Origin of the sequence: Peribacillus frigoritolerans (assembly GCF_040250305.1) — a bacterium.
Classification (GTDB): Bacteria; Bacillota; Bacilli; order Bacillales; family DSM-1321; genus Peribacillus.
In genome coordinates this window covers 4,848,897-4,872,243 of record NZ_CP158190.1, presented here as the reverse complement: position 1 = coordinate 4,872,243, position 23,347 = coordinate 4,848,897, and the positions used below count along the sequence as shown (strand labels likewise).

The following is a 23,347-nucleotide window of genomic DNA, read 5'->3' as shown; positions in this document are numbered from 1 at the left end:
TTTATTGGGGTTTTGCCTATGGAACGGACAATGACTGTCCGAGATTTATGTGAATTGCATACTCATTTACTGGACAGTGATATTCAAATTCTTGAAAACCTATCAACGAATTTATCATTGATAGCTAATTTGAATAAAGCGAATGTGTTTATTGATTGTCCGGTGCGTGAAGGGAAGCATGCCATTGTCGTGGCAGAGGCATGCGGACATTCCGTGAAATCGGTTTATGATCATCCGGTTGTCGGGAAATTTGCCTATAAGGCTTTTGAACCGGCCGTATTTTATGTATTGCGCACCGGAAAGGACATGTTCGTGAATCGGGCATTGACTCAAGAGGGGGCAATGGTCCAGCAAAGTGTCGTTCCAATCAAGGGGGAATGCGATCGGGTCATCGCCGTTTTAATCATGGAAAAGGTGATTCATGAAGAACCTGAAACGTCAAATCAGTTTGATAGGCAAGATCAACAAAATTCCTTGGTTCCTGAATTTATCGAGGAGTCCATTTTCCTGATTAATAATCAAAATCGACTTGTCTATACGAATCCTTCTGCCATTAATTTAGTATCGGAAATATGCATGAAGGAATGTGTCTTAGGTGAATCGATTTTCGAATATTTTCCTGACTTTGCCGATGTTCTTGCTTCAAAAGAGGACATTTTAATGAAGGAAATGAACATTGGTAAAAAGATTTTCCAAATAAAGAAATTCCATTTGGGCAACAAGAATTCCAATGAAACGTTCATCATCATCCGTGACCTGACTGAACTGCGGGATAAAGAGAGAGAGCTGATCAGCAAATCAGTAGCCATTCGTGAAATTCATCATAGGGTGAAGAATAATTTGCAGACAGTGGCCAGTTTACTTCGGCTGCAAATGAGGATAGGGGCCCCTGAAGAAATCAAGCCCCATTTATTGGTCAGTCTGAACCGGGTGTTAAGCATCTCGTCGGTTTACGAAATCATTTTGGCAAGCAGTCATGTCGACCATGTGGATCTGCTGGAGCTTATTAGGAAAATAGGCGATATGATTGTTCATACGGAGGATCATACCCGTCAAAGCCTAAGCATCGAATATAGTGGTGGTGAGTTTCATTCCATTGATTCCGACATTGGCATATCTGTCGCGCTGGTGGTGAATGAGCTCATCCATAATTGTGTGAAGCATGCTTTCAAGGAAGGGGCGGAAGGGAAGATTACCGTATGCTTTCATAAGGATGGTCCTGAATTGGAAATTCAAGTAAGAGATGATGGCATCGGGTATTCACCTGCAATGAAACCCTCTTTGGGGCTGGATATCATCCGTATGACGGTGGAAAACGATTTGGATGGGGAGTTTTTGATTCATCGGATTAAAGAAGGTACCCTGGCTTCTGTAAGATTTCCATACAAGAGGTAGGTGGGAGAAGTGGTCAAGAGGATTTTGGTCGTGGAGGATGAATCGATTGTTCTGCTTGATATAACGATCATGCTCAAGGATGCAGGCTTCGATGTGGTTGGACATGCCCGTAATGGCGAGAAGGCAATTGAAATGGCACATGCACTACAGCCGGATCTCGTTTTGATGGATATTAAAATGCCTAAAATGAATGGGCTTAAGGCTAGCGATGTGATATCCAATACCTTTCAGATTCCGGTCCTGCTTTTAACTGCATTCAGCCAGCGTGAATATATCGACGAGGCGAAGCGCGCGAATATCGTCGGATATCTTGTTAAGCCAATTACGGAGGCGAATTTGATTCCGGCAGTGGAGATAGCATTGCTGCAAGCTGCCAATACAAAGAAGTATCAGGAACGAAATGCTCAATTAGATGAAACGCTCACAAATCGTAAAGTCATTGAAAAGGCAAAAGGTATTATCATGAAAAGGAAGAATGTAACAGAAGAAATCGCTTACAATAAGCTGAGAAGGCTTAGTATGGATAAGCAGCTTTCCATGGAGACGGTGGCACGTCGAATCATTGCAAATGATCAAAAACAAGTAAATAGATGAAGCAATGGCGCTTTGATGGACCAAATTGGTTGTAGGCTTTTCTGCCGAAAAACCTAAGTTTGGGCTATAAGAGGCGTCTTTTTTATACCCTTTTTTAAAGTCGATAGGCCAAATCAAATCGGAATTCAGGGGGAATATGTATGGAGATGGTAGGTAAAATCGTTATTTACATCATTATGGTGTGTGCTGTTGTCGGTGCTATTGCATCGATTAAAGACAGTGAGCAAGGCTTGGGGAAACAGTTCATGGAAGGTTTGCATACCGTTGGCCATATATTTATTCCGGCAGCTGGAATCATGGCCTCGATCCCTTATTTATCATGGTTCATCAATACAGTATGCGGCCCGGTTTTCGCTGCGATCGGTGCAGATCCAGCCCTCGCCGCAACAACGATTTTGGCGACGGATATGGGGGGTTACCAATTAGCGGCCGAGCTGAAGGAATCATATGAAGGCTGGATCATGGCGATGATTGTCGGCTTTATGTCTGGGGCAACGATTGTATTCTCGATTCCAATGGGGCTTGCGATGCTGGAGAAACGTGATCATAAATACATGGCACTTGGTGTCATGTCAGGAATCCTGACGATTCCGATTGGCGCTTTTATCTCAAGCGTGCTGGTGGTGGCAACGAATTCGAAAATCCGTGAAGTGATTTCCACAAATGCGGATTCTACATACGAATTCGCGTTGAGCTATTTGAAAATTGCCCTGAATCTTTCTCCTCTTCTTATTTTTGTAGTCTTGCTCGCTTTAGGTCTTTATTTCCTGCCGGATTTGATGATCAAAGGTTTCATGTGGTTTGGAAAAATATTGGATGCCGCAATTAAACTTGTACTCGTGTTTTCAATCGTGGAAATTTTTACCGGACTGTTTTCCAATGTATTTGGTGCTTGGGGTTTCCATCCGATCATGGCTGATAAGGCAGACCAGTTCCGTGCCCTGGAAACGGCGGGGTATATCGGGATAATGCTGGCAGGTGCATTTCCAATGATTTACCTGATTCAAAAATATGCAGGCAAGCCATTGGAAGCGATGGGCGGGAAAATTGGGTTGAGCAAAGCTGGGAGTGCAGGGATATTAGCCACGGTAGCAAATATATTAGCAATGTTCAAGCTTGTTAAAGAAATGCCGCCGAAGGATAAGGTCATAAACATTTCCTTCGCTGTGTGTGCGGCCTTCCTATTAGGCGATCATTTATCATTCACAGCCAACTTTCAGCCCTCTTTAATATTACCGATCATTGTCGGAAAGCTATCTGCCGGAGCGATTGGAATCGGTCTTGCTTACTGGCTGTCCGTTCCGAAAGCTTTGGAATTAGAAGAAAAGGATCGTGCAGCAGGAGTTATCGGCATAAATGAATATAAAACGAAAAACGAGGAAGAAAACAGCAATGAAATCCAAGTGGTATAAAACTGGGGTGTGATTTTAATGAATGAAAAGGTGGAACGAATCATCAGTGCAGGAATTGATATTGGCACCAGTACGACGAAACTTGTTATCAGCGAGCTTTCGCTTAGGAATGTGGCGGGTGGCGGACAGGTGCCAAAAATCGAAATTACCGATAAGGAAATTCTGTATCGAAGTCCCATTTTCAGGACCCCGCTTTTATCCGAGACGGTAATTGATATACCTGCTGTTCAAAGAATGGTGGAAAGTGAATACCAAAAAGCAGGAATCACGATCGAAAGCATACAAACAGGGGCTGTCATCATCACTGGGGAAACGGCAACCAAACAAAATGCAGAAGAAATGGTATACCGGTTATCTAAAGCGGCGGGAGAATTCCTTGTAGCGGCAGCCGGTCCGGATTTGGAGGGAATCATTGCCGCCAAGGGATCTGGCGCCTATCAACATTCCATCAAGACAAGAAAGACTGTAGCGAACATAGACATTGGCGGGGGAACGGCGAATATCGCCGTATACCGTTCTGGCATGCTTTGCGGAACTTGCACACTGCATATAGGAGGCCGTTTGGTGGAGTGGGAGGGAGCAAAGGTGAAGGTTGCTCCTTCAATAGGGAAATGGCTGAAATCAAAGGGGTATTCTCCTTTGAATGGTGATGGGGCAATCATCGCAAATGAAATGACTAGGGTGCTATCGAGGTTTTTGGCTGGTTCATTCACAAAAGAAGATGAACTTCTATTAGTGGGGAGGGAGCCATCTTGGACAGGACGAATCGATGTGTTGATGTTCTCGGGCGGTGTCAGTGATTGCATCTATCATGAAGAACGGGAGGACAAAAGCTTCCGGGATATCGGCATGATGCTTGCGGCCTATATTAAGGGAAATGAAGAACTGGCTGCCTGGGAGTGGGAACAGCCCGTTGAAACGGTTCGGGCGACTGTACTTGGAGCAGGCGCACATACAACTGAAATCAGCGGAGCAACCATCGAGGTGAATGATTCTCATCTGCCAGTTCGTAATATCCCAGTCTATCGGGTCGATTTTCATGGCGTGCTTGAGGATGTAACAGCGAAAATGGCACAAGCTGTTAAGGATGCGATCACAATATACGACGCCTTGCAGGAGGGGTTGAATTTTGCTTTTTATTTAACGAATTTACCTTATCAATCATTTCGGGACATTCACCGGCTCGCAGTCGCTTTTACCGAGGCACTGAAGCAAAAACCGAATTGGCGGCAGCCTCTGATCATTGTCATGGATAGTGATTATGGGAAGGCACTTGGTCAAACCATTCTAGCGAACCAACCGGATCTGCCGGTCATCTGCATTGATCAGACAGAAGTCGAACATGGTGATTATTTGGATATAGGAAGGCTGCTGCGGACAGGGGTCGTTCCGGTTGTAGTAAAAACGCTAACCTTTCACAGTTAGGAAAAGGAGGATTATACGATGAAATTATCCACTCAATACTTTGGGGAAATCCATCAATTCAAATCGTTGAAAGAAGTCCTGGCCAAAGCGAATGAAGAGAAATCAGGAGATAGGCTTGCGGGAATTGCAGCAGATTCTGTCCAAGAACGGATTGCGGCAAAAGCGGTGCTTAGCGAATTGACTTTGGCGGACATTAGGAACTATCCCTTGCTCTCCCCGGAAGAGGATGAGGTTTCGCGGATCATAGATGGTCTCATCAATGGAACCATCTATCAATCTGTGAAGAATTGGAGCGTTGGCGAGCTGCGTGAATATATTTTGAGTGACGAAACGACCGGTGAAGATTTAATGCGATTAAGCAGGGGATTGAATAGTGAGATGATTGCTGCGGCAGCCAAGTTAATGTCGAACCTCGACCTTATTCATGCAGCCAATAAAATCGAAGTGCTCACCAAGAATAATAGCACGATCGGATACAAAGGAACGCTTGCTTCGCGCCTTCAGCCTAACCACCCGACTGACAATGTGGATGGCATGCTGGCATCTTTAAAAGAAGGCCTCTCCTATGGAATCGGGGATGCACTCATTGGAATCAACCCTGTCGATGATTCGGTTGAAAGCGTAAAGCGGCTGCTTCATGCGACACAGGATGTCATCCAGAAGTGGAACATCCCGACCCAAAATTGTGTGCTTGCGCATGTGACCACACAAATGAAGGCCGTACAGCAGGGGGCGCCTGCTGATATGATCTTTCAAAGCATAGCCGGAACGGAAACGGCCAATCGCTCTTTTGGAATTAACGTACAATTGCTCGAAGAAGCTAATGAGATCGCCAAGGCCTATGGGACCGGCACAGGCCCGCAGCATCTTTATTTTGAAACGGGGCAAGGCTCCGAGTTATCGGCTGAAGCGCATTTCGGAATCGATCAGGTGACGCTCGAAGCCAGGAACTATGGATTTGCACGCTATTTTGATCCGTACATTGTCAATACGGTCGTCGGATTCATTGGTCCTGAATATCTATATAACAGCAAGCAGGTCATCCGAGCCGGGTTAGAAGATCATTTCATGGGAAAAATGCATGGACTGCCGATGGGTGTGGATATTTGCTATACGAATCATATGAAGGCGGATCAAAATGATATCGAGGATTTGGGTGTACTTTTAACGGCGGCTGGTGTGAATTTCATCATCGCAACTCCGATGGGGGATGACTGCATGTTAAACTATCAGTCTTTGAGTTACCACGATATAGCGACTTTGAGGCAAACGATGGATAAGCGGCCTGCCCCATTATATGAAGCTTGGCTGGAGAAGATGGAGATTATGGAGAACGGAAAATTAACGAAGCGTGCTGGTGATCCAACTATATTTAACCATTAGGAGTGGATGATATGGGAATGAATAATAAGGAAGATTTGGATGCCTTGATAGCGAAAACCCCTGCGCGGATAGGTGTAGGCAGGTCAGGGACCCGGCCGAAAACGGATTCTTGGCTGAAATTCCGTTTTGACCATGCGGCGGCCGTCGATGCTGTATATGGTGAAGTCAGTGATATTCTTTTGAAGCGCTTGAATTTATTCAAGGTGAAAACGAAGGCAGATGATAAGGAAGTCTATTTACGGCGTCCGGATTATGGCAGGAAGCTTTCGGATGAAGCAAAGCGGGCGATAGAGGCCAAATGCATAAAGGCCCCAACAGTTCAAATCATCATTTCCGATGGCTTAAGTGCCAAGGCGATCGAAGAAAATGCGGAGGACGTCTATTTATCTTTCAAACAATCTTTGGTGGTGGCAGGTCTGGATACGGGTACACCTTTTTATATTGAAAAGGGACGGGTTGCCGTGATGGATGATATCGGTGAAATCCTTGGACCTGAGGTCATTGTCCTGCTGATCGGTGAACGGCCTGGTCTGGTAAGTGCTGAATCATTGAGCGCTTACATTTGCTATAAACCACGTTTGGGCACCATTGAAGCGGAGAGGATGGTCATTTCAAACATTCATAAAGGAGGGATTCCCCCGGTTGAAGCTGGGGCACATCTTGGCACGGTCATTCAAAAGATCCTCAAATACCAAGCGAGCGGCATGTCCCTCGTAAAAAAGGAACATGAAGAAGAAAAGCGTGAAAAACTCGGTTGAACAAACATTGTATAAAAATGGAGGTTTGGAGCAGTTTCATTCCAAACCATGATTATGACTAGGTTATACTTTATGGTTTTGAACGTTGATTTCCACTTCAGGCACTCGCTTTCCGCGGGCGGTCCGGGAGCCTCCTCGGCGCTCTTTGCGCCTGTGGGGTCTCCCTTAGACGCGCTTTTCCCGCAGGAGTCTCGTACCTTCCATTCCAATCAACTGGATTGATTTTTTTAGAAAAACTGTAGTCTGTTCTCATCCCAAAGCATGATTTTATAACCCTTAATGTTTTTTACTGTAATCCCTTATTGGATTGAAGAAATTTGCGACACTCCTGCCGATTAACTGGCTAGCCGAGACCCCACAGGCGCTTGCGTCGAGGAGACTTTGCAGACAGTCGGCGGAAAGGGAGCGGATTTCTGAAATCAGCTGGTACGTTTTTAAATAAAAACTGCAGGCAAACTCGATTTATTCGAATTTGCCTGCAGTCTGGGGGAGCGAATCGCTCCTCTATTTACTTGTCCCTAAATTCCATAATCCAAACGGGTTGTAGAAGGGATGGTCTTCTTCATATCTAAAGTCCTGAAGGCCAGTCAATATAAAGTCGGGTGCATCTTGCTGAATGCTAAAGGTTTCGCCATTCTTAAAGAGAGGACGTTCACCTACATGGTAATAATTAAATGTGTTAAGCAGAGCAGCCGCCTCTTTCGGACTCATTGTGTTAAGTGTCACGGCATCCGGAAGACCAAAGGCTTTCATTCCGAATGAACAATAATAGTCTTCCTCTCCGATGATCGTGACAAAATGGGCATATACCGAGAGAATATCCGGGCTATGATGAAGATGCTGCCAATCTTCCTTTGAATGGGCAATTCCAGCCGTTTCTATCTTCACTGCCATTCCGCCTGCCCTTAGGATCGCTGCCCCGGCATCGATCAAATCGATAACAGTTCCGGTATCGGATACATCGGCTATTATATAAACGGTAAAGGTATGGTCATTGATTTCCTCTAATGCATTCTCTGAAAAGGCGTCTTTACTGGCGTAGGAAAAGCTCTCCTTTAATGTGGGTTCATAATCATGGATCTCTGCCTGAAAAGTAATGTTTTTATCACTGTTATGAAAAACATTCCCGGCTAACAGATACCCTTCGCTTTGGGAAGCGACCGTTTGAATCACTTCTGTCCGGTCCTTCCATTTACCGGGTATCCCGATGATGATTTGGTTGTCCTTCATGGATCATCTCTCCTTTCCGATCACTTCATACTATACCACTGCTGATGTTTTCCATAGTATTTCAAAAAAAATAGTGCCAAGCACCGATAAATGCCAGTGAGGGATGTGCAGGACTTTTTCAAAATTATACAATTGATGTATAATATAATCTAGTAAACGTATAGCCTATCTTCGTAGGAATTCCCCTTAGGGTTTTCTCATAGGGCCGTATCTTAATAATCTATTCGTATATATCAATGATGAAAGAGAGTGTTTATAATGGGTCGTAAGTGGAATAACATTAAAGAAAAAAAAGCGTCAAAAGATGCTAATACTAGTCGGATTTATGCTAAGTTCGGACGGGAAATATATGTAGTGGCAAAACAAGGTGAACCAGATCCAGAATCCAATCAGGCATTAAGGGTCGTGCTTGAGCGTGCGAAAACGTACAATGTTCCAAGAGCGATCATTGACCGTGCGATTGAAAAAGCCAAAGGCGGTTCTGAAGAAAACTATGACGAACTTCGTTATGAAGGGTTCGGTCCAAATGGTTCAATGGTCATCGTGGATGCATTGACAAACAACGTGAACCGGACGGCATCTGATGTACGTGCCGCATTTGGGAAAAATGGCGGGAATATGGGTGTCAGCGGATCTGTTGCTTATATGTTCGATGCAACGGCAGTCATCGGGATTGAAGGTAAAACGGCTGATGATGTTCTTGAACTGTTAATGGAAGCGGATGTTGATGTACGTGACATCATTGAAGAAGAAGAAAGTGTCATCGTTTATGCCGAACCTGAACAATTCCATGCTGTACAACAAGCATTCAAGGATGCAGGAATCAGCGATTTTACAGTGGCCGAGCTGACGATGCTTGCACAAAATGACCTAACCCTACCAGAAGATGCACAAGCACAATTCGAAAAAATGATTGATGCACTGGAAGATTTGGAAGATGTTCAACAAGTTTATCATAATGTAGATCTTGGTTAGTGAAATGACAAGCAGACCTTTGCTATATGATCAAAGGCCTGCTTATTTTATTTGAAAGGAAAGAGCCTGTTCCGAATCACGAAACAGGCTCTTTCCTTTTGATTATTCACTTATGGTGATTCCGGAAAGTTCACGGTCCTTCTTTACCTTTTCCAATTCCGAAATTGTGACCAGTTGATAACCTTGGTCATGCAGTTGTTTGATGATTTTTCCTGCAGCCTGGGCGCTAGTTTGATAGATATCATGCATTAATATGATTCTGCCATCCTTGGCTTTGCTCATCACCTTGTTTACGATTTTCTTTTCATCGCGTTCTTTCCAATCTTCTGGATCGACATCCCAAAGTGAGACTTTCATATCCTCCATGTATTCCCTCACATTATTGTTAATCGCTCCATATGGGGGACGGACGAGATTTGGCTCAGTACCTGTTGCTTTTTCTACAGCGTCTTGGGTCTTTTCGATTTGATCTTCGATTTTGTTCTTGCTTAAGCGCGTCAGCTGCGGATGATCCCATGAATGGTTGCCGATCTCATTTCCTTGCTGCAGCATTTTTTGCAGAACTTCCGGATAGTGCTGTACGCGGCTTCCAAGTACGAAAAACGTCGCGTGTCCATCATATTTTTTCAGGTCTTCCAGAATGGACATGGTATGACTTGGATGCGGCCCGTCATCGAACGTCAAGGCAATGACCTTTTTTGAAGGGTCGATCCATTCATTTTGCACGGGCAGTTTGGCGACGATATGTTTCGGCTGCCATTCCTTTACACGATCCTCATTCAAATCTTGACTTTGATATGAATCTAGCAAACTATCTTTAAAAAGATCCTTCTTGATGGCTATTGTATGAGTCTTAGTTGAATCATCAGTCTTAACGTAGAATACAAGCGTATTTTTCAAGACTGAAAAAGAATTGAAGTTGGCTGCCTTCAGTTTGTTTTCCTTTTTAATGAGACTGTTTGAAATGCCTTCTTCTTCCTTCTGCGTTAACTCTTCAAAAACAATATCGGATAAAACGGATAAATAATCAGTATCCGTGGCAAAGATGTCTTCTATGGAGAGCTTTTGCTGAGATGGAATATCATAAGTGAAGATCTGGGTTCCAGACTGCTTCTTTCCTTCCACTTGCTCATATTTATCGAAGGAAATCGTAATGGTCTGTTTACTGAAATGGAGGATCGTATAGGTGAGGTTAAGCTCGGAAGCTTTTCCGTCGGATGCTTTCCATTTCTTTTCATAATCCTTAATTTCTTTCTTTATGTAGGCTTCTAGCTGTTTGTCGATCTTTTCTAAATGCAGAACGGGCCTGCTGGCTGAATACCCGCCTTTCGTATTATCTTTCACATACGTTTGAATATCGGCTTCTGGGTAATTTTTATCAGTTGTATAGGCCGAAACGGTTCTCTTCTTATCAAAAGCAAGGCTTTTAATGGCTAACCCCATCGTTCCCACAGCAGCTGTTAGACAAAATAGAAAAATAAAGACTTTTTTATAATTTAATTTCCTCATGATGCACTCCACCTCGATAATCATTCTACTATATAGACGCGCCAAAAGCCTTAAAAGTTTGTAAAAAATTTCATTTTTTTATATTAATATATTTCCTTGCTCATTTTCAAACTTTTATGGCTGCACCAACGTCTATTCTTTGTACCTAGGATACGTAATTTAAATGTAAGGAGCTCTATCATGCAATGAAAAATCCAGATATGAATCAATTAATCGCGGCCCGGATAACCGAACGGCAAGAGAATTTGTACAGACTTGCTTTTTACTATGTCAAAAACCAAGAGGATGCCCTTGATATCGTGCAGGAATCAATAAGGAAAGCGCTAGCCTCCAGCAGCAAAATCAAAGACGCTGCATCTATAGATAGTTGGTTATATAAGATCATCGTCAGAACGGCACTGGATGTTTTGCGGAAGAAAAAGAAACTGACCGTCGCCGATGACGAAACAATAGAATACTTACGCAGCGGTGAGGAGGATCACTATCCTGACCTGGATTTGCAAAAGGCCCTGGAAGGACTTTCAGTCAAGTACAAAACGGTAGTCGTCCTCCGTTTCTTTGAGGACCTGAAGTTGGACGAGATAGCGGAAGTGCTGGAAGAGAACGTAAGCACGATCAAAACAAGATTATATAAAGCGCTGCAACTATTGCGGATCAACATGACTGAACAGGAGGAAACGAAAAAATGGAAAAAAAATTAAAAGATCTGCGGGAAGAATATCTTAAAATACCGATACCAAAGGAATTGAATGATGTCGTTCAAGCAGCCTTGAATGAAAAGCCAAGGAAGAGGCCGAGGGTTGGCAGGAATATCCTCGTGTCAGCGGCAGCGGCGCTTCTGATTGTGACAGCTTCCGTAAACATCAGCCCGGCAGCGGCGAAAGCCATGAGTGATATTCCGATAGTCGAGAAGGTCATCAAAGTGATTACCTTCGTCGAATGGAAAGAAGAAGCGAATAATTCCTCGGCAATAATCAAAACGCCTGCTATATCCGGTTTGGAGAATAAAAAGCTCGAAAATAGCTTGAATGATAAATATTTAACGGAAAGTAAGCAGCTTTATAAGGAATTTACGGAATCCATGGAAAAACTGAAGGAAGGTGAAAAGGGCAATATCTCGGTGGAAAGCGGATATGTGATATTGACGGATAATGAAACGATATTATCCGTACAGCGTTATACGGATACGATTCAGGCCTCCAGTTCCACGGAAAGTCAATTCGATACAGTCGACAAGAAAAACGAAGTGCTTTTAACGCTAAATAGCTTATTTAAAGATGATCGCTATCTTCAGGTGATCAGCGAGAACATCAAGGAACAGATGAAGCGGCAGATGGCTGAAGATCCGGAAAAGGTATATTGGGTCGAAGATGATGATCTTACTGCTTTTAAAGGCATCAATGAAAACCAAAACTTTTATATAAACGAAGATGGCAAGCTAGTCATCGCGTTTAACAGCTATGAAGCTGCACCGGGATATATGGGGGCCGTCGAGTTCATCATCCCGACAAAGGTGCTGTCAGACCTTCTTGTTGGCGATCAATATATCCATTAAAACGGCCCTATTGTAATTCTTATGACGGGCGGAAGGTTTTTAAAACGGCACAATATCCATTAAAAAAGACGAACAACGTTACTTGATTACAGTAACCTTGGTTCGTCTCTTTTTTGTTCGAATTTCATCTGATCCAGTTCCAGCCTCAATTTTTCCGTCTCCATAAGGAAGTTTTCATGTTTAAGTTTTTCAAGCTCCAATTCAACTTGTAGCATCTTGTGTTTGGTTTTTGACTGTTTTTCGAAATGGCTTGTCAGTATGGCGATTATAGGGATGGAAAAAATCATCACGACGGTTATGATCCCGAACATTATGGTGCCTCCTCGTTTTTATATCTATTATATGGTGAATATAACGATTGTGGTGGGATTTTTCAAAATATGCCATTTCCGATTCTCATTAATAAGTGCATGGCAACCAAAGTAATACCATTATTGAAGTTAGGGCAATATATCATTGATGACAACTCCCTATTAGACTATATAGAATGTCTTTTACTTGGAAACGTGAAATTTTGCTTGCATGGTGGAAAGTCACTTCTATTTATTTTGAAATTAATTATTTAAATATACTAAATATTTGTTTACAACAGAGAAAATAAAAGTTATTATACAATAATAAAAGGAGGGCTAGGTATGGCAACGATAAATAAACAGAAAATTGTGGATAGTGTACCTCAAAAAGGTTTTTTTGGAAACCCTAAAGGACTATTCACCCTTTTCTTTACTGAGTTCTGGGAGCGTTTCTCCTATTATGGCATGAAGGCCATTCTTGTTTACTATATGTATTACGAAGTATCTAAAGGGGGACTAGGTCTTGATGAACCCACAGCCCTTGCCCTTGTATCCATATACGGATCTTTAGTATATATGTCCGGTATAATTGGCGGATGGCTCGCCGATAGGATTTTCGGGACTTCAAAAGCCGTATTTTACGGTGGTATCTTGATCATGCTCGGGCATATTGTCCTTGCTGTACCAGGCAGTCTCTCCATGTTCTTTGTTTCCATGGTACTCATTGTTCTTGGTACTGGTCTATTAAAACCGAACGTTTCCAGCATTGTCGGGGAAATTTACGCAGAAAATGATGAACGCCGGGATTCCGGTTTCAGCATATTCTATATGGGTATCAACATGGGTGCATTCCTTTCACCGTTTGTTGTCGGTACAGTCGGAATGAAATACAGCTTCCACCTTGGTTTTGGACTTGCGGCAATTGGTATGTTAATTGGGCTCATCGTCTTTGTTGCAACAAAGAAAAAGAACCTGGGCCTGGCGGGAACTCTTCCTGCTAACCCACTATCACAGAATGAAAAGAAAAAAGTATTCACTAAATTGGGGATAGCAGCACTGATCATCGCTGCCATCATCGGCATCACGGCTTCTGCAGGCATCTTAACGATTAAAACCTTCATTAATCTTGTAGGAATCCTAGGGATCGTAATTCCGACCCTTTATTTCATTTTCATGTATCGCAGCCCTAAAACAACTTCTGTTGAACGTTCCCGATTGATTGCCTATATTCCTTTGTTTATAGCAGCCGTCATGTTCTGGGCGATTCAAGAGCAAGGTGCAACAATATTGGCAAGCTATGCAGACAAACGGACACAGTTGAATTTTGCTGGAATCGAAATAAACCCGTCTTGGTTCCAATCATTGAATCCTTTGTTCATCATTACCCTTGCACCAGTATTCGCATGGTTATGGATTAAACTAGGAAAGCGTCAGCCGACCATTCCTCAAAAATTTTCAATAGGTTTACTGTTCGCCGGTTTATCATTCCTGGTAATCCTGCTTCCTGCTTATTTTGGTGGATCCGACGCATTAGTCAATCCGCTATGGCTTGTACTTAGCTATTTCCTTGTAGTGCTTGGAGAACTTTGTTTATCTCCTGTTGGACTTTCAGCGACTACAAAATTGGCTCCGGCCGCATTCTCGGCACAAACGATGAGCCTGTGGTTCCTGGCAAGTGCAGCAGCACAAGCACTGAACGCACAAATCGTAAGATTCTACACACCTCAAACCGAAATGGCTTATTTTGGAGTGATCGGTATTGCTTCAATGGTCCTTGGACTTGTCCTGATGGCCTTATCACCAAAGATTCAAGGCTACATGAAAGGCATTCGCTAACACTTAGCCAGCAGTAGAAGAAAGATGACCTCTGAATACAAGGGGTCATCTTTTTTTTATTATTATCATTTTTGCTTCCCCTAGCTTCATCTGAATGTGGAATCCTATTCCATTGTCTTGAAATTTGATCGATTTAATTTGAGTTTGTGATTCAAACCTTTATCTTTTAACTTCTTTTTAATAGGATCCACAGTGAACACTAAGACAAAAAACAAAACAATCTTGGGAATGGGCCCGATATCCATGATAAAAAAAATACAATATCCTAAAATGAAATAAATCGAAAATAGAATACCTAAGTACAATCTATTTTTCATTTAAACCCTCCTCATTCCTTAATAAAATAAATATCTAGCTATGGAACGAGCTGAGTATCCATCCCAATTCCTTTTAACGCAATGGTCTTGCTTCGCTTTTTTCCAGCTGCAGCGGCATTATTCCATTTAGAAGTTGAAATACCTAGTCCTATTGCGAAAACACCCATACCTGTACCTATATACTTATTAAACCAACCAACAGCAAGAGTTAATCCATTAACTTTGTTAGAAAATGAAGACATTTGAGCAGCTGCTTTTTTTACTTTAACAGCTGACAATGTCTTTACAGTAGTACAATCATAAGTAATTCCGCCAGATTTGTATACATATCCAGCCGCTTGAACATTTGGTACAATCATACTAAAAAAAATAAAGAAATACTCAAAAGAATAATTAATGCAGGGTTTACGAACATCTTATACCTTTTTGATTTTTTTGCCATTATCATTACCGCCTAACTAAATATCTTGTGAATTCATAATAAACTATGTTTCAACTTGATAAATTCCAAAAGTGATCAGTTGGTTTTCAGAAATGATACGGTTCTGCTGAATTTGTAACAAAGTTTTCTTAAGAGGAACAGATCGAAGGTTTGCTAATATTGGTTCACCAAAGGTTACCCCCATTTAACGATTACGATTTGATGAAGACCAATCTGAGAAGTTTAATTTTTCAACAAATATCTTCCAAGCGCTGCAAGCTGTAAATGTAAAAAAGAGCATCCTTTATAGGATTGCTCTTTTTTCTGGTTGTAAGAACCTTTTCCTTTATTGGGTCAAACACGTCATTTCACCATGGTTTTCTTATTGGTTTTATTCGTTTTAGTCATTGAAATGGTTCTTCTCATTAGTTAAGTTCAGCCTTTTCCTGCCTGGAATCCTGGATATTTGGTCATTCCGCCATCAGCATATAAGGTCATTCCCGTTACATAGCTCGATTCGGCGGAAGCTAACCAAGCGGCACAAGCCGCAATTTGTTCCGGTTTTCCGATATATCCCATCGGTATCAGGTCGATGACATCTTGTTTAGCTTTTGGGTCATTGAATTTTTCGGCATTGATGGGTGTGTCGATCGCACCGGGTGAAATATTATTAATGCGAATCCCTTTAGGAGCATATTCAAGTGCAAGGGTTTCTGTCATCATCTTCACTCCGCCCTTACTTGCTGCATAGTGGACAAAATGAGGCCAAGGGATCCGGTCATGAACGGAAGACATGTTAATGATATTCCCCTTAATGCCATGATCGAGCATATAACTGATTGCTTCCCTGCTTGCCAGGAACATCCCGGTTAGATTTACATCGATGACTTTCTGCCAATCTTCAAGAGTCAATTTTTCGCTGGGCACTTCATTTTCAATACCAGCATTGTTGATCATGATATCGATTGTGCCAAAGGTGTCCACAGCGAATGAAAGCAATTTCTTCACATCCGCCTCCTTTGAAACGTCGCCTTGCATGGCTGCGGCTTTCCCGCCTGCCGCTTCAATCGTTTTGATGATTTCCTTATGTTCGCCATTTTCAGTGTGATAATTTAATACGACATGTGCTTTTTCTTTACCGAACCTTTCGGCCATGGCTTTTCCTAACCCTTTTGCCGCCCCAGTGATCACTACCACTTTTTTCTCTAAATCGTCATACATCATTTATCGCTCCTTTGACTATTCTTTTGTAAAGCCGATCATGATTCCGCCAGCAATTACGAGTACACACCCGGTGATGACGAAGACCATTTGCTTTTTGGATTTTTTCTCCCCTAAAAGAAAGATGCCGCCTAAAGTGGAAATGACGATCCCCATTTGGGAAAATGAGAATGCGATGGCAACACCCACTTTTGGATTAGCGAGCAGGAGGCCGATATTACCGACTGCCCACATCATTCCGGTTAGAATATTGCGCCTAGCATATTTATTAAACGGTTTATGTTTGATGGATAGGAGCAGGGCAGCCAGGAACATGCCAATTGCTTGCGGCAGGATCGCCGACCATCCGTCAACTTCATTCCATCTGACGACAATGACATATGTAACATAACCTACCGTTGAAATGGCAAGATATAAAACCCCTTTTTTCATGCTTCCTGCTTTTTTGTTATCACCATCGCCGTAGCTCGTCAGCAAGACACCTGTAACCAAACAGATTATTGCAACTATGCCGATGATGATTGTCATCCTGTCATTCCATTCCCTGAAAATGATAACTGCAAAAAATGTATTTCCTAGAATTTGCAGCCCTGTTGAGATTGGAACGGTTTTCGATACCCCGATTTCCTTGACGCTGTTGAATTGAAATAACTGCCCGAATGCCCAGCCTATCCCGGAAATGATACCGACAATCCACACTGTACTGCTCCATTCCGGCGGATTGATGAAAGACATCATGATGGCAAACAGTAATGAACCGATTGTAATGCCAAGTGTTTGATTATAAGAGTTGCCTCCGAGTTTTTCGGAAACAAGCACTAAGCTGCCCCATGTCAATGCAGGGAGTAGCGCAAAGAGAAAACCTTCCACAAAATTCATCTCCTAAACTAGAAAACAATGTTTTAATGAATATAAAATAGTTAGTTAGTAAGCTATTGAATGTATTTAGAGTTTTCCCTTTACACGGGAAAGAAAACATGGTTTTAATTTACCAATTTGGAATTTTATTTTTCAGGGTGGAAACAATGAAAAAATAAGAGGTTTATGGTACTTTTAACTTAAAAACAGTTAGGAGAAATAGTATGACGACACTGAATGAATGGTTTGAAAAGGGGATTCCCGCTAAAGAATTTGTATCTTCGATGAAGGTTCATAAAGAAAACTTACAATCGATTCAGGAGGATTTTTCCGTTTCTGCAGAGGATCAAGGTTTTTTCGATGAATTAAAGACGAAGGAACTTCGAGCCATTGTCATTACTGAAGACTGGTGCGGAGACGCAATGATGAACATTCCAATCCTGCTGAATATAGCTGAAGCGGCAAATATTGAAACTCGCATTGTTTTACGAGATCAAAATCTTGAACTGATGGATCAATACTTAACGAATGGAACAGCGCGTTCAATTCCCATTTTTATATTCATTGATAAGAATAGTGAAGAAAAAGCTGTTTGGGGACCACGTGCACCAAAGGTACAAGAGTATGTAATGGAGTTAAGGTCAGACCTGCCAGCCAAGGATGATGAACGTTTCGAGGTAGCGCAAAAAGCAGTCATCAAAAAGATAACTGCGGCTTTTGCTGAAGAAAAACAACTATGGGATGAAGTATACACCAGTATCAAGGAAGCATTGGGAAGCTGCTGACAGCAGGGATATCCCTTTTTAACCTTGGGGTTTCTTCCATAATGAAGGGCTGTTTCAAAACGGAGACTGCAACCATTTTGGTTGGTGAATCTATAGTATTCATGGTTCTTTTAGTCCAAGGTTTGAGAACAGCCTTTTCATTTACTTATGATTCAGGAATGATTGTAACGCCGATTGTTCGAATAGGTGAATCTTGTTTAGCACTCTGATTCGTAGCGTTGTAGTATTTTACCATTAAATCGTTCAATTCATTTTGAAAGTTAATAAAGCTTTCATCATCAAGCTTTAGTTCTAAAAGGGAAAAGGTTGAACCATCTTCAGTGCAATCTCTTTCTTCTAATTTAGTAAGATAGTTTTGATATTGAGTCATAAGGGATAATTGATAATAAGAAAAGTAGTTCACCTTTTTCTCATTAGAATATTTTTTCCATTCTTCCCCGCTAAGTCGCGCTTCTTCTTCATTTAAAACATAGTATTTTTCGGAAACGGATCTCACTTTTTTTTCTTTTACAATGCGGATGACCCCTGAATCAAATAGAACCTGTATATGTCTATATAATGTTGCTTGGGGTACATCTTTAATGATTTTTAACATTTCTAATGGTGTTAAACCATTTTCCCTGTTTCTCATTAAAGCTTGGGTAATTTTCATTCTTACAGGATGCATTAAAATTTCGGCTTTATTAATCATCTTATTCTCCTCACATTGGAAATTGAATAATTTCAATTGTAAATAATTAATGTCTTCATGCTATAAAGCGACTATATTTTTATTGTTATTTATAATGATAATATTATCATTATAAATAACAATAAAACCTCAAACAATATTTTATCAAGAAAAAAGTAGGTGAAAAAAGTAGGTGAAAAATCCCAGTTTAAATGTTATCATTACTGATAATGATAATAAAATTTGTTATTAAGGAGTGGTATATATGAAATTGCATTATGGATGGAACGAATTGAAAGATATTGATTTCATGCCTATTCTGCCGATTATTTTACCGGTAATTGCTATTGGGATGATTTTAATCCTTATTGCATTAATTGATTTATACAGAAATCGAAAGACACGGAAAAATGTTTTATTGTGGACACTCATCATTATTTTTGCAAATACTATCGGTCCAATTCTATACTTCGTTATTGGTAGAAAGGACAGTGACAGAATATGAAATTACAGATTAATAATGTCACAAAAAAATTCAAAGAAAAAACAGCGGTCAATAATTTTTCAATGGAATTGCAATCTGGGGAATGTGTTGGATTGATAGGGCCCAATGGGGCTGGTAAGTCGACACTAATAAAAGTCATTGCAGATATTATTGATCCAACTATGGGAGAAGTATTGCTTGACGGTAAGAAAATTTCAAAAATGAAAAAGGAAATAGGCTACTTACCACAATACCCTAACTTCTTTCAATGGATGACTGCCAAAGAAACCCTTACATTCATGGGGCAGCTCTCGGGTATCAAAAAGGAAGAATTATTAAGCGGCATTCCAGAGATATTGTCGAAGGTAGGGTTGAGAGGGGAAGAGAATTCAAAGGTGCGGACTTTTTCAGGCGGAATGAAACAAAGGCTTGGAATTGCACAGGCACTGTTACATAAACCAGCTTTGATTGTCATGGATGAACCGGTTTCGGCATTAGATCCGATCGGCCGGAGAGAAGTGTTAAATATCATAAAAGAGATAAAGAAAGATACGACCATTTTATTATCGACGCATATATTAAGCGATGCAGAAGAGATATGTGAGAGGTTTGTCATTATAAAAAGTGGTGAAAAAATTGAGGACACTACAATGTCTGAATTATTAACCAGGAATAGCGGAAATAAAATCAATGTCGCCATAACCTCTAGAAGTCAAAAATGGATTGAACATGTTAAAAGCTTGAACTTTGTCAAAGGTGTAGAGGTAATGGGAAATAAATTGAAGATAGAAGTGGAAAATATTGATTCAAACAAGAATATGTTACTTGCAAATGCTCTGGAGCATAATGTTGATCTTATAAGGTTCGAAATAGATAACGATACATTGGAAGAGATATTCTTGAAATTGGTGGTGGAAACATGAATAATTTTGCCGTTTTAGCTAAAAAGGAATTTGTTCAGATGGTACGTGAATTTAAAGTGATTTGGCTGCCGCTTGTATTTATATTTTTAGGAATAACTCAACCAGTCGTAAGTTATTATTTACCTTCAATTTTAGAGGCACTGGGCGGGAGCCAAGGGATCACCATTGATCCAAGCATGGCTGCCCAAAAAGGCGGCGAAGTTCTGGCCAGTACTTTAGGGTCTCAATTTGATCAGCTAGGGGTCATGATCATCATCGTTTCCATGATGGGAGTCGTACAATCCGATAAAGCAAATGGTATGCTGGCTTTCATTCTTACAAGGCCCGTGACGGTTGGATCTTATATAAGCGGGAAAATCATTTCCAATTATCTGTTTGTTGCCTGCAGTGTGGCATTGGGATATTTGGTTTCATACCTGTATGCAGTTTTTTTGTTTACGAGTGTTGATTTTGCGGATTTAATAGTGGCTTTGCTGTTCTATCTGCTGTGGATCCTATTTATCGTTTCATTCACCACGATGATCAGTACCATTTTTAATAGTCAGGGTATTATTGCATTAATTTCGATAGTATTTCTCCTCGGCTGTAGAATCATAGTTGGATTAAGTCCCGTAATAGACAATGTGAATCCAGCAAGCATGAGTAAACATGCCATGGAAGTACTGATTTTAGGCACAGTCAATTCACAAGCGATTTGGGGTGCATTAGCGGCACTTGAGTTGACTGCAGTAGCGATATTGGTAACGATCATATGGATTTCAAAAAAGAAATTCAATAACGAATAGGTTAGGTATGAAGAAAAATAAATCGACGAAATCTACAGTTATATCTTCGAAAATAAAAATATATCGACGAAATCTACAGTTATATCTCCGAAAATAAGAATATATCGACGAATACAGTTATATCGATGATTAAAATGATAAAGGACTGATTTTTTTACTCAGTCCTTTTTAAATATGGGAATGGAAATCGAAATGCCGTTCCGTGTTTTAGAGTCCACAACATTGATGCAGATCAATTATATGAGAAACATCGCGACTATTGTAGTGACTGCCAAACCAATGGTTACCGGCAGCAGGTTCCGACGGGCAAGTTCAAAGGGACTGACGTTACATATGGCAGCTGCAGGGATCAGTGCCCATGGTATCAGGGTACCTCCGCCAACCCAAATCGCGGTTATCTGCCCGAGTGCGGTCAAGGTTGCGGTTCCGCCTCCGATTGCCGTGCCAAAAAGTTTGGCGACAGATCCCGCTAAAGAAATGCCTGAGAAGCCCGATCCATCCAAGCCAGTGATGGCACCGATGCCCGTTAATGTGACGGCGGCTATTTCTTTCGTTAAAGGAACGGAGGCCGCTAAGGCGGCACCGAGGTCATTGACGATGCCGAGGGATGTTTTCGGTAAGTAGTCACCGATGATCTGATTGAATCCAGAATCACCTAAATAGAAGAATGCGGCGATTGGAATGACGGGTCCGAATACTTTGAAGCCAAATTGAAAACCTTGAATCAAATAGGCCGTTGATTTTTCAAGTCCTTGTTGTTTATGTGCGACAAGGGATAAAATCAGCAATATGAAAACAGCAGTACCCCCAACCAATGCCGTTGCATCTCCACCTTGCAACTTCAAAATCGACAATGCCACAACATCCAACAGAAAGGCGATCGGAATGAAAATTGCAAAAAACTTCTTTTGTCCCAGAGTGAGCAGATTTTCACTGATTGTCTGATCTTGGCTGATCCCCTCAGTATCCGCCGCCTTGATTTTTCCCAGCTTCATATCCCGCTTTAAAAGGATAAAGGCGGAGATGGTGGTGACGACCCCCATTGTAATGACAAGGGGGATGCTCGCAGCGATGACATCACCGACTGGTATGGAAGCCGCATCACCCGTTAGTTTAGGGGCAGCCTGAATGATGAAATCCCCTGATAATGCTATTCCGTGACCAAAAAGGTTCATCGCCATTGCCACGCCGAGGGCTGGTAAACCTGCCCGTAAAGCAACGGGGAGCAGAACGGCACCCAATAAGGCAACGGCAGGTGATGGCCAGAAAAACCAGGATATCATCATCATGACGATTCCGATTACCCAAAAGGCAAGTGTAGGATTTTTAATGAATTTCGCAAATGGTGCAATCATGACATCATTAATGCCCGACTTCGTTAATACCGAGCTCATGGCAACGATGATTGAAATGATTAAAATCGTGGACATTAATTCCGTGATTGCGAAAATGAAGCTGTTGAATATCCCGCTTATCGAAGATGCTAAACTGCCTGTAGCCACTAAAGCCAAAAGGAAAATACCAATTATGCAGATGAGGGTAGTATCACGACGTTTTACCATAAACCCGATTATCAATGCAATGAATACAACATAAATCCAATGGAGTGCCGTTAATTCCATCTCCATGATCCGTCCCCCTCATAAATATGCCTAGTTACAGATTATGAGAGAGGTACGGGGTGGTGAGTTATTTCATAAATTTTAAAGGCTTATCTTAGTTTCAACTTATGATGTGAATAACCAATTTAAGGTGAGGTAACTTGGTCAGGGTATTTTTTCATTCCTCATCCTCATCCTCATCCTTATCATCGACCTTCACACCTAATAATTTAGCTAATTTAAACGTCTTATCAATTGTAGGATGGTTTCTCATATTTATCCAGTTGGGAATTTGTTAAGACAAAATCAGCTGCAGACATATTTCATTATATAATTTGGTAATATTTACTTATATTTACTTTTATAGTTAAATACTAAACGAAGGGGAGGTTATTATATTGAAGTTGAAAAGGTCATTATATATAACAGCATTAGGTTTATCAATACTAGGTTCTGCTACGGGGGCAAGTGCAGCTGAAACTGAAGGTCTGGTAAATTCAAAAGAAACATCATTTACTCAAGAACCAGATGGTACAGGTAGTACCATCCTAGCAAAGAATAAAGTTCGTATGAGTTTAAGTACATACAACCCAATTTTATCGACTAATTATGCAGTCGCTAAATCATCTTCTGATAAGATACAGGACTATATTTACGCACGAGCTAAAACCTTTAATGGTGATGGTTCTTTAATCAAAACTAAATCGGCAAGTTCTACAAAGACGGACTATATTGGAGTTAAAACATTGAACGATTCAATATACTTCAGGAATGATTTTGCTATTGGGACTCATACTTTTAAACTTAAAGGGTATAAAACTGTTAATGGTCAAACAAAGGCCTATTGGTAATTGGTAGTAGAAAAATAATGAAGAGATATGCTCATTGCATATCTCTTTTAATTAGGAGAAGATTGG

22 protein-coding genes and 1 pseudogene are annotated in these 23,347 nt (G+C 41.3%); 15 read left to right on the top strand and 8 right to left on the bottom strand.

All coding sequences use genetic code 11. The annotated features are described in order from the left end of the window. The first annotated feature begins 18 nt into the window (after nt 1-18). The 6 genes and pseudogenes from ABOA58_RS24045 to eutC all read left to right on the top strand — a co-directional run. Complete coding sequence (locus ABOA58_RS24045; protein ID WP_350300323.1) at nt 19-1,395, top strand: sensor histidine kinase; 1,377 nt, start codon at nt 19-21, stop codon at nt 1,393-1,395. 9 nt (nt 1,396-1,404) lie between these two features. Then, a complete protein-coding gene (locus ABOA58_RS24040) occupies nt 1,405-1,989 on the top strand; it encodes an ANTAR domain-containing response regulator (protein WP_350300322.1) in 585 nt (194 codons plus the stop codon). A 140-nt stretch (nt 1,990-2,129) separates the two neighbouring features. After that, nucleotides 2,130-3,401 carry an ethanolamine utilization protein EutH gene (eutH, locus tag ABOA58_RS24035; RefSeq protein ID WP_350300321.1) on the top strand — a complete coding sequence of 424 codons (1,272 nt, stop codon included), beginning with the start codon at nt 2,130-2,132 and terminating at the stop codon, nt 3,399-3,401. An 18-nt stretch (nt 3,402-3,419) separates the two neighbouring features. Continuing rightward, nucleotides 3,420-4,826 carry an ethanolamine ammonia-lyase reactivating factor EutA gene (locus ABOA58_RS24030; RefSeq protein WP_350300320.1) on the top strand — a complete coding sequence of 469 codons (1,407 nt, stop codon included), beginning with the start codon at nt 3,420-3,422 and terminating at the stop codon, nt 4,824-4,826. Between the two features lie 18 nt (nt 4,827-4,844). Next, on the top strand, nt 4,845-6,209 hold the full coding sequence (locus ABOA58_RS24025) for an ethanolamine ammonia-lyase subunit EutB (RefSeq protein ID WP_350300319.1): 1,365 nt from the start codon (nt 4,845-4,847) through the stop codon (nt 6,207-6,209). 32 nt (nt 6,210-6,241) lie between these two features. Next, a pseudogene (gene eutC / locus ABOA58_RS24020) lies at nt 6,242-6,967 on the top strand (ethanolamine ammonia-lyase subunit EutC); the annotation flags it as partial. A 504-nt stretch (nt 6,968-7,471) separates the two neighbouring features. Here eutC and ABOA58_RS24015 read toward each other — a convergent pair. Beyond that, nucleotides 7,472-8,197, bottom strand: a complete 726-nt coding sequence (locus tag ABOA58_RS24015; protein ID WP_350300318.1) for a DUF4261 domain-containing protein — start codon at nt 8,195-8,197, stop codon at nt 7,472-7,474. A gap of 258 nt (nt 8,198-8,455) precedes the next feature. On the opposite strand from ABOA58_RS24015, the gene ABOA58_RS24010 reads away from it, so the two are divergent. After that, nucleotides 8,456-9,172 (top strand): YebC/PmpR family DNA-binding transcriptional regulator, encoded by a 717-nt coding sequence (locus tag ABOA58_RS24010; protein WP_048686262.1) that lies wholly within the window; start codon nt 8,456-8,458, stop codon nt 9,170-9,172. A gap of 102 nt (nt 9,173-9,274) precedes the next feature. Here ABOA58_RS24010 and ABOA58_RS24005 read toward each other — a convergent pair whose 3' ends face one another. Continuing rightward, the gene (locus tag ABOA58_RS24005) at nt 9,275-10,681 is read right to left on the bottom strand and encodes a polysaccharide deacetylase family protein (protein WP_350300317.1); all 1,407 of its coding nucleotides are present in this window, start codon (nt 10,679-10,681) and stop codon (nt 9,275-9,277) included. A gap of 185 nt (nt 10,682-10,866) precedes the next feature. On the opposite strand from ABOA58_RS24005, the gene ABOA58_RS24000 reads away from it, so the two are divergent. Next, complete coding sequence (locus ABOA58_RS24000) at nt 10,867-11,382, top strand: RNA polymerase sigma factor (RefSeq protein ID WP_350300316.1); 516 nt, start codon at nt 10,867-10,869, stop codon at nt 11,380-11,382. After that, nucleotides 11,367-12,236, top strand: a complete 870-nt coding sequence (locus tag ABOA58_RS23995; RefSeq protein ID WP_350300315.1) for an anti-sigma-V factor rsiV — start codon at nt 11,367-11,369, stop codon at nt 12,234-12,236. Before ABOA58_RS24000 ends, ABOA58_RS23995 begins: the two co-directional genes overlap by 16 nt. A gap of 86 nt (nt 12,237-12,322) precedes the next feature. Here the strand turns inward: ABOA58_RS23995 and ABOA58_RS23990 are convergent, their stop codons facing one another. After that, nucleotides 12,323-12,547 carry a hypothetical protein gene (locus ABOA58_RS23990; RefSeq protein ID WP_350300314.1) on the bottom strand — a complete coding sequence of 75 codons (225 nt, stop codon included), beginning with the start codon at nt 12,545-12,547 and terminating at the stop codon, nt 12,323-12,325. Between the two features lie 324 nt (nt 12,548-12,871). Between ABOA58_RS23990 and ABOA58_RS23985 the strand changes: the two genes are divergently transcribed. Further along, on the top strand, nt 12,872-14,365 hold the full coding sequence (locus tag ABOA58_RS23985) for a peptide MFS transporter (RefSeq protein WP_350300313.1): 1,494 nt from the start codon (nt 12,872-12,874) through the stop codon (nt 14,363-14,365). A 355-nt stretch (nt 14,366-14,720) separates the two neighbouring features. Here ABOA58_RS23985 and ABOA58_RS23980 read toward each other — a convergent pair whose 3' ends face one another. The 3 genes from ABOA58_RS23980 to ABOA58_RS23970 form a co-directional block, all read right to left on the bottom strand. Then, nucleotides 14,721-15,041, bottom strand: coding sequence for a hypothetical protein (locus ABOA58_RS23980; RefSeq protein WP_350300312.1), 321 nt, complete (start codon nt 15,039-15,041; stop codon nt 14,721-14,723). 497 nt (nt 15,042-15,538) lie between these two features. Continuing rightward, the gene (locus tag ABOA58_RS23975; RefSeq protein ID WP_350302961.1) at nt 15,539-16,324 is read right to left on the bottom strand and encodes a glucose-1-dehydrogenase; all 786 of its coding nucleotides are present in this window, start codon (nt 16,322-16,324) and stop codon (nt 15,539-15,541) included. Nucleotides 16,325-16,342: 18 nt separating this feature from the next. Further along, nucleotides 16,343-17,203, bottom strand: coding sequence for a GRP family sugar transporter (locus ABOA58_RS23970; RefSeq protein WP_350300311.1), 861 nt, complete (start codon nt 17,201-17,203; stop codon nt 16,343-16,345). A 203-nt stretch (nt 17,204-17,406) separates the two neighbouring features. Here ABOA58_RS23970 and ABOA58_RS23965 point away from each other — a divergent pair, with 203 nt between their 5' ends. After that, nucleotides 17,407-17,967 (top strand): thioredoxin family protein, encoded by a 561-nt coding sequence (locus ABOA58_RS23965; RefSeq protein ID WP_350300310.1) that lies wholly within the window; start codon nt 17,407-17,409, stop codon nt 17,965-17,967. A 145-nt stretch (nt 17,968-18,112) separates the two neighbouring features. Here ABOA58_RS23965 and ABOA58_RS23960 read toward each other — a convergent pair whose 3' ends face one another. Next, nucleotides 18,113-18,658: a helix-turn-helix domain-containing protein gene (locus tag ABOA58_RS23960; protein WP_350300309.1), complete on the bottom strand. Its 546-nt coding sequence runs from the start codon at nt 18,656-18,658 to the stop codon at nt 18,113-18,115. A 244-nt stretch (nt 18,659-18,902) separates the two neighbouring features. Between ABOA58_RS23960 and ABOA58_RS23955 the strand changes: the two genes are divergently transcribed. From ABOA58_RS23955 to ABOA58_RS23945, 3 genes are read left to right on the top strand one after another with little or no spacing between them, the layout of a single operon-like run. Next, complete coding sequence (locus ABOA58_RS23955) at nt 18,903-19,142, top strand: PLDc N-terminal domain-containing protein (RefSeq protein WP_101225520.1); 240 nt, start codon at nt 18,903-18,905, stop codon at nt 19,140-19,142. Beyond that, nucleotides 19,139-20,044 carry an ABC transporter ATP-binding protein gene (locus ABOA58_RS23950; protein WP_350300308.1) on the top strand — a complete coding sequence of 302 codons (906 nt, stop codon included), beginning with the start codon at nt 19,139-19,141 and terminating at the stop codon, nt 20,042-20,044. The genes ABOA58_RS23955 and ABOA58_RS23950 overlap by 4 nt, the downstream gene beginning before the upstream one ends. After that, nucleotides 20,041-20,829: an ABC transporter permease gene (locus ABOA58_RS23945; protein ID WP_350300307.1), complete on the top strand. Its 789-nt coding sequence runs from the start codon at nt 20,041-20,043 to the stop codon at nt 20,827-20,829. Before ABOA58_RS23950 ends, ABOA58_RS23945 begins: the two co-directional genes overlap by 4 nt. A 236-nt stretch (nt 20,830-21,065) precedes the next feature. On the opposite strand, the gene ABOA58_RS23940 is transcribed toward ABOA58_RS23945, so the two are convergent. Beyond that, the gene (locus ABOA58_RS23940) at nt 21,066-22,457 is read right to left on the bottom strand and encodes a hypothetical protein (RefSeq protein ID WP_350300306.1); all 1,392 of its coding nucleotides are present in this window, start codon (nt 22,455-22,457) and stop codon (nt 21,066-21,068) included. A 371-nt stretch (nt 22,458-22,828) separates the two neighbouring features. Here ABOA58_RS23940 and ABOA58_RS23935 point away from each other — a divergent pair, with 371 nt between their 5' ends. Continuing rightward, nucleotides 22,829-23,281 carry a XoxI protein gene (locus ABOA58_RS23935; RefSeq protein WP_350300305.1) on the top strand — a complete coding sequence of 151 codons (453 nt, stop codon included), beginning with the start codon at nt 22,829-22,831 and terminating at the stop codon, nt 23,279-23,281. Nucleotides 23,282-23,347 lie beyond the last annotated feature (66 nt).